The sequence below is a fragment of the Acidocella sp. KAb 2-4 genome, assembly GCF_020567705.1.
Classification (GTDB): Bacteria; Pseudomonadota; Alphaproteobacteria; order Acetobacterales; family Acetobacteraceae; genus Acidocella.
In genome coordinates, this window is sequence record NZ_JAJDJU010000005.1 from 54091 (window position 1) to 67063 (window position 12973).

Below are 12973 nucleotides of genomic sequence, written 5' to 3' on the forward strand. Positions count from 1 at the left end.
GAGCGGACCATGAACGAGAACACTCTGAATAACCGCGACCTGGACCGCGCCCTGCACGCCGCGCAAGCGCGGCTGACCGGCGGGCTGTCGCCGTCATCGCTGGCGCTGGCCTGGGCGGATTGGTTCCTGCATTTAGGCGACCAGCCGGGCCGGCAGGTGAGCCTGGCGCGGCAGGCGGCGGCCGATTGGGCGGAGCTGGCCCGCCTCGCCCTCGGCCTGCCCGCCGAAAAACTGGTCCCCGAGCCGGAGGATCACCGCTTCACCAGCCCAAACTGGGAGCACGGCCCGCCAGCCTTCGCGGTGCAGGCCTTCCTGCGCGCCGAACGGCTGTGGGACATGGCGACCACCGGCGTACACGGGCTATCGAAAGAGAATGGCCGCATCGTCAATTTCGTCGCGCGCCAGTTGATGGACATGATGGCGCCCTCCAACTTCCCGATGCTCAACCCCGAGGTGCTGGCCAAGTTTCAGGCCACCTCGGGCGACAGCCTGCGCGAGGGGATGCGCCATTTCATCGAGGATCTGCAGGCCACGGGCAGCGGCACCACCCAGACCCTGCCGATGCAGCCGGGCAAGGATGTCGCCATCACCCCGGGCAATGTGGTGTTCCGCAACGAGCTGATCGAGCTGATCCAATACAGCCCCGCCACCGGCAAGGTGCGCCCCGAGCCGGTGCTGATCGTGCCGGCCTGGATCATGAAATATTACATCCTCGACCTCTCGCCGCATAACTCGATGATCCGCTACCTGGTCGAGCAGGGCTTCACGGTGTTCTGCATCTCCTGGCGCAACCCCGATATCAGCCTGCGCGACACCAGCCTCGATGATTACCGCCGCCTCGGCGTGATGGCGGCGCTCGACGCCATCACCACGATCTGCGGCGCGCCGAAGATCCACGCCACCGGCTATTGCCTGGGCGGCACGCTGCTCAGCATCGCCGCCGCCGCCATGGCGCGCGAGCATGACGAGCGGCTGGCCAGCATCACCCTGTTGGCGGCGCAGACCGATTTCACCGAGGCGGGCGAGCTGCAACTCTTCATCAACGCCTCACAGCTCGCCTTCCTTGAGGATGCGATGTGGGCGCAGGGCTATCTCGACTCCACGCAGATGGCGGGCGCCTTCCAATTGCTGCGCTCCAACGATCTCGTCTGGTCCACCCTGATCCGCCGCTATTATCTGGGCGAGGAGACCAACCCGAACGACATGATGTCGTGGAACCGTGACGCCACGCGCATGCCCTACCGGATGCATGCCGAATATCTGCGCCACATGTTCCTCAATAACGATCTGGCCGAGGGGCGCTTCGAGGCGGGCGGGCATAAGATCTCGATCGCCGATATCCATGGGCCGTTCTTCGTCATCGGCACCGAGACCGACCACATCGCGCCCTGGCATTCGGTGTATAAGCTGCAGCTGCTCAACCATAATGATTTCACCTTCGTGCTCACCTCTGGCGGGCATAATGCGGGCGTGGTGAGCGAGCCGGGGCATCCGCACCGCCATTACTGCATTTTGCGCCGCCGCCATGACGACCTCTACGTGCCGCCCGAGGAATGGCAGGAGAACGCCATTTGCGCCGAGGGATCGTGGTGGCCCGCCTGGGTTGAATGGCTCAACGCGCACTCAGGCGAGCCGGTGGCACCGCCGCCCATGGGCGCGCCGCAAAACGGCTACCCCATTCTCGACGCCGCCCCGGGGCAATACATCTTCCAGCGCTGAAAGACCGAACGCCATGGATATGAAGACCGAATTGCTCGAAAACCGGGTGTTCGACGATATCGCCGTCGGCGATTCCGCCAGCCTCGCCAAGGAGATCACGGCCGACGACATCGCCCTGTTCTCGGTCGTCTCCGGCGACATCAACCCCGCGCATCTCGACCCGGAATACGCCGAGACCGACCTGTTCCACCACATCATCGCCCAGGGCGTGCTCACCGCCGGGCTGATCTCGGCCGTGCTCGGCACCAAGCTGCCCGGCCCGGGCACGATCTATTTGGCGCAGGAGCTGAAATTCATCGCCCCGGTCTCGCCTGGTGACACCATCACCGCGACCTGCACCGTCACCGGCAAGATCCCCGAGAAGCGCCGGGTGATCCTGGATTGCCATTGCGCCAACCAAAACGGCCAGGAGGTGCTGCGCGGCACCGCCACGGTGCGCGCGCCGGACGAAAAAGTCTGCCGCCCGGCCATCACCCTGCCCGAGGTGCGGCTGCTGCGGCATCAACATTTCCGCAACCTGCTGGCCCGCGCCACCGCCGGCCAGCCTATCCCCACCGCGATCGCGCATCCATGCGACGACATCTCGCTGCTCGCCGCGGTGGAGGCCGCCGAGCGCAACCTCATCACCCCGATCCTGGTCGGGCCGGCGCCGCGCATCCGCGAAACCGCCGCCGCGCATGGGCTGGATATTTCGGGTTTCCAGATCATCGACACCAAACACAGCCATGAATCCGCCGCCCGCGCCGTGGCCCTGGTGCGCGCGGGCACGGCCAAGCTGCTGATGAAAGGTTCGCTGCACACCGACGAGTTGCTGCACGAGGTGATGCAGCCCGGCACCGGGCTGCGCACCAGCAAGCGGCTCAGCCATGTCTTCGTGCTCGATGTGCCCTCCTACCCGCGCCCGCTGCTGGTGACCGACGCCGCGATCAACATCGCGCCGACGTTGGAGGATAAGGTCTGCATCGTGCAAAACGCCATCGAGCTGGCGCATGTGCTGGGCATCGACACCCCGCGCGTGGCGATCTTGGCCGCCGTGGAGACCGTGAACCCGGTGATGCAGGCGACGCTGGACGCCGCCGCCCTGTGCAAGATGGCGGATCGCGGCCAGATCACGGGCGGCGTGCTCGATGGCCCGCTGGCGTTCGACAACGCCGTTTCCGCCGCCGCCGCCGCGCAGAAGGGCATCAAATCCGCCGTCGCCGGGCAGGCGGACATCCTGGTGGTGCCGAATATCGAGGCCGGAAACATCCTGGCCAAGCAGCTCACCTTCCTCGCCAATGCCGATGCGGCCGGAATCGTGCTCGGCGCGGCGGTGCCGATCATCCTCACCAGCCGGGCCGATGACGACCGCGCCCGCCTCGCCTCCTGCGCCGTCGCCGTGATCATGGCGGAAGCGCAAGCGCATGGCTGACGCCGTCCTCACCATCAATGCCGGCTCCTCCAGCATCAAATTTGCGCTGTTCGAGACCGCAGACGGGCTGACGCGCATCGCCGAGGGGCTGGCCGAAGGCATCGGCACCGCGCCGCATCTGCGCATCAGCGCCAATGGCGCGCTGGCGCTGGAGCGGCGCTGGCCCGCGCATGCGGCGGAGACGCATGAGGATCTGATGCGCGAGGTGCTGGGCTGGGTGGAGGCGCATCTCGGCGCGGATCGGCTGATCGCCGCCGGGCATCGCATCGTGCATGGCGGCAACCGCTACACCGCCCCCACCCGGCTGGATGCCGAGGTTATGGCGCATCTGGCCGAGCTGAACCCGCTCGCCCCGCTGCATGAGCCGCACAACCTCGCCGCCGTGCGCGCGGTGCTGGCGGTGCGCCCTGCTTTGCCGCAAATCGGCTGTTTCGACACGGCCTTCCACCATACCATCCCCGAAACCGCGACGCGCCTCGCCCTGCCGCGCGCGTTCCACGACGAGGGCGTGCGCCGCTACGGCTTCCATGGGCTGTCCTACGAATACATCGCCGGGCGGCTGCGCGAGACGGTGCCGGACTTGGCCCAAGGCCGGGTGATCGTGGCGCATCTGGGCAATGGCGCCTCGCTCTGCGCCCTGCGCGGCGGCCTCTCCGTCGACACCACGATGGGCTTCACCGCGCTGGAAGGGCTGATGATGGGCACACGCTGCGGCAGCATCGACCCCGGCGTACTGATCTATCTCTCGCAAAGCCACGGCATGGACGCCGCCGCGATCACCGATCTGCTCTATAAACAATCCGGGTTGCTCGGCGTTTCCGGCATCTCGCCGGATGTACGCACGCTTCTGCAAAGCAAAGCGCCGGAAGCCGCCGAGGCGCTGGAACTATTCGCCTACAGCGCCGCCCGCCATGCCGGGGCGCTGATCTCCTGCCTTGGCGGGCTGGACGGCATCGTCTTCACCGCCGGGATCGGCGAACACGCCGCCCCGATCCGCGCCGCCATCTGCCAGCGCCTGGCCTGGACCGGCGCACGTCTCTCCCCGGAAGCCAACGCGGCCGCTCAGCCTGTAATCAGCACCGCGGACAGCAAGGTGGAGATCCGCATCATCCCGACCGATGAGGAGCTGATGATCGCCCGGCACACGCTGGTCAGCCTCGGCTGAGCCGGGCTGGTGGAAAGCGTTCCGCCGCCAGGGGCTCGGCCCCTGGCGGCCACGCCATCCTCAGGCGAATTCGACCAGCAAATCCTTGGCGTCCACCTGTTCGCCCGGGCGCACGAGGATGGTTTTCACCGTACCGGCGCGCGGCGCGGTGATCTGGGCTTCCATCTTCATCGCCTCGATCGCCAGCAGCGGCTCGCCCTGCTCCACGCTCTGGTCCTCGCGCACCAGAATGGCCGAGATGGTGCCCGGCATCGGCGCGCCGAGCTGCTTCGGATCCGCCTCATCCGCCTTGCGTTTGGCCGGGCGAATGGCGGTGGCGCTGCGGTTGGGCACCGTGATCATGCGCGGCTGACCGTTCAGCTCGAAGAACACCGACACATTGCCGTCCTCATCGGTGGCCGAGAGGGTTTGCAGGCTGATGATCATCGTCTTGCCGGCCTGCAGCGTAACCGAAATCTCGTCGCCCGGCTGCATGCCGTAGAAATACACCGGGGTGGGCAGCACCGAGACCGGGCCATAGGTGCGCAGCGCGCCGGTGAAGGTGGTGAACACCTCCGGATACATCAGGTAGGAGGCGAGCATGTAATCCTGCACCTCCTCGATGCCGCAGCGCTCCGACACGGTCTTGCGGATGGCCGCGAGATCGGCTTCGGGCATCAGCGAGCCAGGGCGCACGGTGATCGGCGTCTTGCCCTTCAGCACCTTCTTTTGCAGCGTCTCCGGCCAGCCGCCCGGAGGCTGCCCGAGATCGCCATGCATCATCTCCACCACCGATTGCGGGAAGGAGATCTCCCGGTCGGGGTCGGCCACCATCTCCGGCGTGAGGTTCTGCGACACCATCATCAGCGCCATGTCGCCCACCACCTTGGAGGAGGGCGTAACCTTCACGATGTCGCCAAACAGGTCATTGGCGTCGCGATAGGCGCGGGCCACTTCATGCCAGCGGGTTTCCAGCCCCAGGCTGCGCGCCTGTTCGCGCAGATTGGTGAATTGCCCGCCGGGCATCTCGTGCAGATAGACCTCCGAGGCGCCAGATTGCAGATCGCTCTCAAACGCAGCGTATTGCGAGCGCACGGCCTCCCAGTAGAAGCTGAGCTGGCGGATCGCGCGCGGGTCGAGCCCGGTGTCGCGCTCAGTGTGGCGCAGCGCCTCCACCAGCGAGCCCAGGCAGGGCTGCGAGGTCTGGCCGGACATCGGGTCCATCGCGGCGTCGAAGGCATCCACCCCGGCGTTGACGGCTGCCAGCACCGAGGCGGCGGAGATGCCCGAGGTGTCATGCGTGTGCAGGTGGATCGGCAGGCTCACCGCCTCCTTCAGCGCCTTCACCAGCACGGTGGCGGCGGCGGGCTTCAGCAGCCCGGCCATGTCCTTGATCGCCAGGATATGGCAGCCCGCGGCCTCCAGCTCCTTGGCCAGGCCGACATAGTAGTTCAGCGAATACTTGGCCCGGTCGGGGTCCAGAATGTCGCCGGTGTAGCAGATCGCGCCTTCGGCCAGCCTGCCGGCCTCGCACACGGCGTCGATGGCGACGCGCATGTTCTCCACCCAGTTCAGGCAGTCGAACACGCGGAACAGGTCAATGCCGCGCTCCGCCGCCTGCTTGACGAAGAACTTCACCACATTGTCGGGATAGTTGGTGTAGCCCACGCCATTCGCGCCGCGCAGCAGCATCTGCAGCAGGATGTTGGGGGCGCGCTCGCGGATCCATTGCAGGCGCTCCCACGGGCCTTCCTGCAGGAAGCGCATCGACACGTCGAAGGTCGCCCCGCCCCAGCATTCTAGCGACAATAGCTGCGGCAGCCCGACCGAGGTGGCCTTGGCCGCGTTCACGATGTCGTAGGTGCGCATGCGCGTGGCCAGCAGCGATTGATGCGCGTCGCGCATCGTGGTGTCGGTCACCAGCGCGCGCTTCTGCTCCAGCATCCAGTTGGCGAAGCCCTTTGGGCCCAGCTTGTCGAGCAGCTGCTTGCTGCCCTCCCGCCGCTCGCTGCCAAAATTCGGCGGCTCCGGCGTGCGGGCATGGGCGGGCGGTTTCGGCTTGCCGCGCGTCTCCGGGTGGCCGTTCACGCTCACGTCGGCGATGTAGCGCAGCAGCTTGGTGGCGCGGTCCTGGCGCTTCTTTACCGAAAACAGCTCGGGCGTGTTGTCGATGAAGCGCGTGGTGTATTTCCCGGCGCGGAAATCCGGGTGGTTGAGCAGCGCCTCCAAGAAGGCGAGGTTGGTGGCGACGCCGCGAATACGGTATTCGCGCAGCGCGCGGTCCATGCGCGCGATGGCCTCATCCGGCGTCGGCGCCCAGGCGGTCACTTTTTCCAGCAGCGCGTCGTAATAGCGGGTGACCACGGCGCCCGAATAGGCGGTGCCGCCATCGGTGCGGATGCCGAAGCCGAAGGCGCCGCGATAGGCGGTGATGCGCCCGTAATCGGGCACGAAATTATTATCCGGGTTCTCGGTGGTGATGCGGCATTGCAGCGCATGGCCGGAGAGGTGGATCTGATCCTGCGGCGGCACGCCGGTTTCGTCCACTATGCCGACATGCCCGCCCTCGGCAACATGGATCTGCGCCTTGACGATGTCGATGCCGGTGACGACCTCGGTGACCGTGTGCTCCACCTGCACGCGCGGGTTCACCTCGATGAAGTAGAATTTGCCGGTATCCTGGTCCATCAGGAACTCGACCGTGCCGGCATTGCAGTAATTCGTCGCCTTGCCGATGGCGAGCGCGGCGTTGCACAGCGCCTCGCGCGTCACCGGGTCCATATACGGGGCCGGGGCGCGCTCGATCACCTTCTGGTGGCGGCGCTGGATCGAGCAGTCGCGCTCGAACAGATGCACGAGGTTGCCGTAGGAATCGCCCAGGATCTGCACTTCCACGTGCCAGGCGCGGCGGACCAGCTTCTCCAAGTACACTTCGTCATTGCCGAAGGCGGCCTTGGCCTCGCGCCGGGCGGTGGCCACGGAGTCGAGCAGCGTCTCCTCGCTCTCGATCGGGCGCATGCCGCGCCCGCCGCCGCCCCAGCTCGCTTTCAGCATTACCGGATAGCCAACCTCGTTGGCCAGGCGCTTGATCTCGGCATCGTCATACGGGAGCGGGTCGGTCGCCGGCATCACCGGCACGCCGACGGAAATGGCGAGGTTGCGCGCTGCCACCTTGTTGCCGAGCTGGCGCATCGTCTCCGGCCGCGGGCCGATGAAGGTGATGCCCTCGCGCTCGCAGGCTTCGGCGAAATCCGGGTTTTCGGAGAGGAAGCCATAACCGGGGTGGATGGCGTCCGCCCCCGCCTGCTTGGCGACGCGGATCACCTCGTCGATGGACAAATACGCCTCGATCGGCCCCATGCCCTTGCCGATGAGATACGCCTCATCCGCCTTGAACCGGTGCAGCGACAGCTTATCATGCTCCGGGTAGATGGCGATGGTGGAAATACCAAGCTCAGCCGCGGCGCGGAACACGCGGATCGCGATCTCGGACCGGTTGGCGACCAGAAGGCGCTTGAAATGCTTCACAAACCTGCTCCTTATGCCGGATTCATGCCTAAAAACCCGGCCTCAAACGGCGTTTTAACGGCAAGTCCTCCCCCGCCGCAATGCCCGCTGCCCGAAAATTGGTCAGGCAACCACACTAAATACGATGATTACGAATAACACCGTCGGGATCTCATTGGCGATGCGGTAGAAACGCTCGCTGCGCGTGTTGCGGTCGTTCAGGAAATCCCGCCGCCAGCGCGACAGAAACGCGTGGAAACCCGACATTAGGATGACGCAGGTGAATTTGCTCCACCACCAGGCGGCGTGCCAATTCACCGCACCGGGGGTGAGCATCAGCAGGATGCCGAACAGCCAAGTCGAGATCATCGCCGGGTTGATGATCAGGCGCAGGAGTTTCACCTCCATCACCTTGAAGCGCTCGGATTCCGCCGTGCCGGGCACGGTCTGGCAGTGATACACGTAGAGCCGGGGCAGGTAGAACATGCCCGCCATCCAGGCCGTGAAGCTGACGACATGAAACGCGAGAAGCCAATGAAAAGCCGGGATCAGCGCGGGGATGGTCATGCCAGAACTCCAAAAATCTCGTGCAAATCGGAAAACACCGCCTTCGCCCCGGCGGCGAGCAGCGGTTCAGCGCCGCCATGCGGGGCGAAGCCGTAGCAGGTCATGCCCGCGGCCACCGCGCCGGTGACGCCGAGGCGGCTATCCTCCAACACGATGCAGCGCGCCGGGGCGGCCTGGGCCGAGGCGGCGGCAGCCAGGAACACATCGGGCGCGGGCTTCGGGCGGCCACCGCGCGCGATCACGCTGGCCGCCGAATGCGCCCGCCCGGCGGTGAGATGCGCGATGCCGGTGCGGGTGAATTTCACCGCCATTTCCTCGTCCGAGGAATTGCTCGCCACCCGCCACTCGATCCCCAGCTCGTTCACACGGTGCAGCATGGTATCGGCACCGGAGATCAGCCTGGACTCCTCGCCCAGCGCCAACACCAGTTTTTCAGCGAGATTGGGCCGCCAATCAGGCGGCAAGGGCTGCTTCAACGCGGCCTCGATCATTGGCACCATGTCGCCGATCGACATGCCCATGAACAAGCGCATCGCCTCCGCCGCGTCCATCGCCCAGCCCAGCCCGGTGAGTTCGCGCGCGATCAGCGCCGAGGCCACGCCCTCGCTATCGATCAGCACGCCGTCGCAGTCAAAAATGATCAGCTCAGGCGGCATTGAACGGGCAATCCTTATGCGCGCCGCAGGGCGAGCCGCCGCGGCATAATCCGGGGTTGGCGGCGCGGCGCACGATGCCGGCCAGTGCCGCGATGAAGGCCGGGTCGTCATTCTGCGCCGGCACGCGGAAATAGCCCGGCACCTGGGCCTGCTCCGCGACATGGCGGTTCTCGATGTCCAGCTCGACCAGCGTCTCGATATGGTCGGAAATGAAGGCGATCGGCGACACCACCGCCACCACGCCGTCGCGCCCAGCCTGCTCGATCGCGGCGATCGTGCTCGGCTCCAGCCATTTTTGCGGCGTGGCGCGCGATTGGAAGCAGACCAGATGCTCGACATCCTGGTCCTTGAGCCGCGCCATCACGCCCGAAACCGTGGCTTCCACCTGCGCCTGATACGGGTCTCCGGCCTTAATGATGCTTTCCGGCAGGCCATGCGCCGAAAACAACACACGGATCTTCATCCCCGGATGCGCCGCCTTGGCCTTGGCGATGGTCGCGTCGACCAGCGCGGCGGTGGCGGCGCAATAGGCGGCATCGTCAAACCAGCAGCAGATGGTGGTGGTGGGCTTGGCCAGCCCGGCCCGCGCCGCCGCCTCGCGCCAATCATTCAGCGAGGAGCCGGTCGTGGTGCTGGAAAATTGCGGATAAAGCGGCAGCAGCACGATGCGGTCAGGGTTCCAGGCTTTCACCTCGCGCGCCACCTCGGCCGCGAAGGGGTGCCAGTAGCGCATGGCAATGAAGCTTTTATTCGTCCCGCCCAAGGCCTGCTCCAGCGCCGCCGCCTGTTTTTGGGTCAGCCCCAAAAGCGGCGAGGATCCGCCCATTAGCGCGTAATTCTCCGCCGCCGCCTTGGCCGAACGCCCCGCGATCAGCCGCGCCAGCCAGAAGCGGATGAACACCGGGGCGCGGATGATCGCCTTGTCGGAGAACAGATTGACGCGGAATTTCTGGATCGCGGCTGGGCTGTCCGGGCCGCCGAGGTTGAACAGGACGATGGCCGTCTTCATGCGCTGCGAATGATCTCCATCAGACGGGCCACGTTCGCCTCCGGCACGTCCGGGGTGATGCCATGGCCAAGATTGAAGATATGGGGGCGGCCACGCGCCTGCGCCAGCAGCTTGCGCGCGGCCTCGTCCATCGCCACGCCGCCGAGCTTGAGCAGCAGCGGGTCGAGATTGCCCTGAAACACCGTGCCCGGCGGGCAGACGTCAATCGCCTTGGCCAGATCGGTGACCGTATCCAACCCGACCGCGTCCACCCCGGTGTTTCGCGCATATTCGCCCAGCATCAGCCCGGCCAGACGCGGGAAGCCGATCACCTTGAGACCCGGATGCCTCGCCTTGAGCGTGGCAATGATGCGCCGGTTGGGCGCGATCACCAGCTCGCGGAACTGCGCCGCGGGGAAAATCCCGGCCCAGCTCTCGAACAGCATCACGCAATCCGCCCCGGCTTCGACCTGCGCGGAGAGATAGGCGATCGTCGCCTCGCTCAAAACCTCCAGCACGGCGGCGACAAAGCCCGGCTGCTCATAAGCCAGCCGTCGGGTGCGGGGAAACTCTCCGCCGCCTTCGCCATCGAGCATGTAACACGCCACCGTCGCCGGGCCGCCGGCGAAGCCGATCAGTGCCGTCTCGGCGGGTAATTCGGCCCGCACACGGCGGACGGTCTCCATCACCGGCGCGTAAACACCCGGCGCCCGCGCGGTGTCCAGCGTGCTGAGGCTTTCCAGCGGCGGCAAACGCGGACCCTCGCCTTCAGCAAAGCGCAGCCCCTGCCCCAGCGCCATTGGCAGGATCAGGATGTCTGAAAATAAAATAGCGGCATCGAACCCGAATTTACGGATCGGCTGCAGGGTTACTTCAGCGGCGAGGGCCGGGTTGAGGCACAGGCTGATGAAATCCCCGGCCTGGGCGCGGGTGGCCCGGTATTCCGGCAGATAGCGCCCGGCTTGGCGCATGAGCCAGGCGGGAGGCGGCCAGATGGGCTCGCCATTCAGGGCTTGGAGCAATTTCATGCACACCGCCTAAACCTAAACATTATTTCTTTAAAGGTTGAGGGGTGGGGGTGGTTGGCTGTGGATAACGGGGTTTAACCCAATGCGCGGATAATTCCACAAAGTTATCCACATCCAGAAACCAGCGGTAAGCTGCTGATTTTTACATATCCCCCATGGTTATTCACAGGCCTAGAACAAGTTGGGCCGGTTTTATCCCATGTTCACGATTTCGCATTTTTATCCCCGGCTTTCGCAAAAAGGGGGAGGTCGGGGCAAATAATCCACGCTATTAACACAGTTATGGACAGCGATAAGCTCAATATACACCTGATATCCGACGCCACTGGGGATACTTTGAACTCCCTGGGGCGGGCCGCCGTGGCGCAGTTCGATGAAGCGCTGGTGACGTATCACCGTTGGTCGCTGATCCGCTCGCGCCTGCAATTGCACCGGGTACTGGAGGGCATTCAGGCCGAGCCCGGCCCGGTGCTGTGCTCACTGGTCGACCAGGCGCTGCGCCATGAGCTGGATTCAGCCTGCGCGCGCATGGGCGTGCCGCTGTTGCATGTGCTCGACCCGGTGCTGGAGATGTTGCAGGCGCAGTTCGGCGCCCCGGCCCGGCACAAGCCCGGCCGCCAATATGTGCTGGACGCCGATTATTTCCGACGCATCGATGCCATGCATTATGTCATCAGCCATGATGACGGACAGGCTAATCGCGGCATTTCCGACGCCGATGTCGTGCTGGTGGGAGTGTCGCGCTCGTCGAAGACGCCGACCTGCTTCTATCTCGCCAATCGCGGCATCAAGGCGCTCAACGTGCCGCTGGTGCCGGGCATCGAGCCGCCGGAGGCGCTGATGAATGACCCGCCCTGCCCGGTGATCGGCCTGACCATCGACCCGAAATCGCTGATCGACATCCGCCGGCACCGGCTGCAACTCATCGGCGGCGGGGCCGAGGCCGGGTTCGCCCGCGCCGATAAGAGCGATTACGTGGATTACGAGGCGGTGGAAAAAGAGCTGCTCTGGGCGCGGCGGCTGTGCAATGCGCGCGGCTGGCCGACCATCGACGTGACCCGCCGCTCCATCGAGGAGACATCGGCGACCGTGCTGAAGCTGATGGATAATTGGCACGCCAAGCGCGAAAAACCGCCAGCGGCGGATGACGCGGGCTGAGAGGAGCGGGCGATGGATTTGGGCTTGAACGGGCGCCGCGCTCTGGTCTGCGCCGCGAGCGCCGGGCTGGGTTATGCCTGCGCCGAAGCGCTCGCGCGCGAGGGCGCGGCGGTGACGATCACTGGGCGTGACGCGGCGGCGCTGGAGCGGGCGGCGGCGCGGTTGCGGGCGGAGACCGGGGCCGAGATCGCCGCCGCGGCGGGTGACATCACCACGGAAGCCGGGCGCGCGGCGGCTTTCGCGGTTTGTCCGGCGCCGGATATTCTCATTAATAATGCCGGCGGTCCGCCGGCGGGCGATTTCCGCGAGTTTACTGAAGCGCAATGGCAGGCGGCGCTGAACGCCAACATGCTCACCCCCATCGCCATGATGCGCGCCGTGGTGGATGGCATGGCCGCGCGCCGCTTCGGGCGCATCGTCAACATCACCTCGGCCGCGGTGAAGGCGCCGATGCCGGGGCTGGCCCTCTCCAACACGGCCCGCACCGGGCTGACCGGCTTTGTCGCCGGGCTGTCGCGTGAGGTCGCCTGGGCCAACGTCGTCATCAACAACATGCTGCCCGGCCCGTTCGACACCGGGCGGCTGCGGCGCAACCTCTCGCCGGGCGGCGCTATCGACAACGCCGCCGCCGAGCGCGGCATGGCGGCCTGGGCGGCGCGGATTCCGGCGCGGCGCGTGGGTAACCCGGCGGAATTCGGCGCGGTCTGCGCCTTTCTCTGCTCGGCCCATGCCGGGTTCATCGTCGGCCAGAACATTTTGCTCGATGGCGGCGAGTTCAATTCAACCATCTAGCCC

General features: G+C 66.0%; 10 protein-coding genes. 5 read left to right on the top strand and 5 right to left on the bottom strand.

Annotated elements, in window-relative coordinates; genetic code table 11:
- Positions 1–9: 9 nt before the first annotated feature.
- The 3 genes from LI953_RS05320 to LI953_RS05330 are packed head-to-tail and all read left to right on the top strand — an operon-like array spanning position 10 to position 4295.
- Entirely contained in the window at positions 10–1719 is a 1710-nt protein-coding gene (locus LI953_RS05320; RefSeq protein WP_227074999.1) for an alpha/beta hydrolase, read from the top strand.
- A 13-nt stretch (positions 1720–1732) separates the two neighbouring features.
- Positions 1733–3130, top strand: coding sequence for a bifunctional enoyl-CoA hydratase/phosphate acetyltransferase (locus LI953_RS05325; protein WP_227075000.1), 1398 nt, complete (start codon positions 1733–1735; stop codon positions 3128–3130).
- On the top strand, positions 3123–4295 hold the full coding sequence (locus tag LI953_RS05330; protein ID WP_227075001.1) for an acetate/propionate family kinase: 1173 nt from the start codon (positions 3123–3125) through the stop codon (positions 4293–4295). The genes LI953_RS05325 and LI953_RS05330 overlap by 8 nt, the downstream gene beginning before the upstream one ends.
- A 60-nt stretch (positions 4296–4355) precedes the next feature.
- On the opposite strand, the gene pyc is transcribed toward LI953_RS05330, so the two are convergent.
- From pyc to hemE, 5 genes are all read right to left on the bottom strand, one after another.
- Positions 4356–7802, bottom strand: coding sequence for a pyruvate carboxylase (pyc, locus tag LI953_RS05335; RefSeq protein ID WP_227075002.1), 3447 nt, complete (start codon positions 7800–7802; stop codon positions 4356–4358).
- 102 nt (positions 7803–7904) lie between these two features.
- Positions 7905–8348, bottom strand: a complete 444-nt coding sequence (hemJ, locus tag LI953_RS05340; RefSeq protein ID WP_227075003.1) for a protoporphyrinogen oxidase HemJ — start codon at positions 8346–8348, stop codon at positions 7905–7907.
- Complete coding sequence (locus LI953_RS05345; RefSeq protein WP_227075004.1) at positions 8345–9004, bottom strand: HAD family phosphatase; 660 nt, start codon at positions 9002–9004, stop codon at positions 8345–8347. Before LI953_RS05345 ends, hemJ begins: the two co-directional genes overlap by 4 nt.
- Positions 8994–10013 carry a ferrochelatase gene (hemH, locus tag LI953_RS05350; RefSeq protein ID WP_227075005.1) on the bottom strand — a complete coding sequence of 340 codons (1020 nt, stop codon included), beginning with the start codon at positions 10011–10013 and terminating at the stop codon, positions 8994–8996. Before hemH ends, LI953_RS05345 begins: the two co-directional genes overlap by 11 nt.
- Complete coding sequence (hemE, locus tag LI953_RS05355; protein ID WP_227075006.1) at positions 10010–11020, bottom strand: uroporphyrinogen decarboxylase; 1011 nt, start codon at positions 11018–11020, stop codon at positions 10010–10012. Before hemE ends, hemH begins: the two co-directional genes overlap by 4 nt.
- Positions 11021–11302: 282 nt before the next feature.
- On the opposite strand from hemE, the gene LI953_RS05360 reads away from it, so the two are divergent.
- On the top strand, positions 11303–12178 hold the full coding sequence (locus LI953_RS05360) for a pyruvate, water dikinase regulatory protein (RefSeq protein ID WP_227075007.1): 876 nt from the start codon (positions 11303–11305) through the stop codon (positions 12176–12178).
- A 12-nt stretch (positions 12179–12190) separates the two neighbouring features.
- Positions 12191–12970 (top strand): SDR family oxidoreductase, encoded by a 780-nt coding sequence (locus LI953_RS05365; protein ID WP_227075008.1) that lies wholly within the window; start codon positions 12191–12193, stop codon positions 12968–12970.
- The last annotated feature ends 3 nt before the right edge of the window (positions 12971–12973 follow it).

Coding starts and splice junctions, on each gene's coding strand:
- LI953_RS05320 (WP_227074999.1), top strand. CDS start 10: ATGAACGAGAACACTCTGAATAACCGCGACCTGGACCGCGCCCTGCAC.
- LI953_RS05325 (WP_227075000.1), top strand. CDS start 1,733: ATGGATATGAAGACCGAATTGCTCGAAAACCGGGTGTTCGACGATATC.
- LI953_RS05330 (WP_227075001.1), top strand. CDS start 3,123: ATGGCTGACGCCGTCCTCACCATCAATGCCGGCTCCTCCAGCATCAAA.
- hemJ (WP_227075003.1), bottom strand. CDS start 8,348: ATGACCATCCCCGCGCTGATCCCGGCTTTTCATTGGCTTCTCGCGTTT.
- LI953_RS05345 (WP_227075004.1), bottom strand. CDS start 9,004: ATGCCGCCTGAGCTGATCATTTTTGACTGCGACGGCGTGCTGATCGAT.
- hemH (WP_227075005.1), bottom strand. CDS start 10,013: ATGAAGACGGCCATCGTCCTGTTCAACCTCGGCGGCCCGGACAGCCCA.
- hemE (WP_227075006.1), bottom strand. CDS start 11,020: ATGAAATTGCTCCAAGCCCTGAATGGCGAGCCCATCTGGCCGCCTCCC.
- LI953_RS05360 (WP_227075007.1), top strand. CDS start 11,303: ATGGACAGCGATAAGCTCAATATACACCTGATATCCGACGCCACTGGG.
- LI953_RS05365 (WP_227075008.1), top strand. CDS start 12,191: ATGGATTTGGGCTTGAACGGGCGCCGCGCTCTGGTCTGCGCCGCGAGC.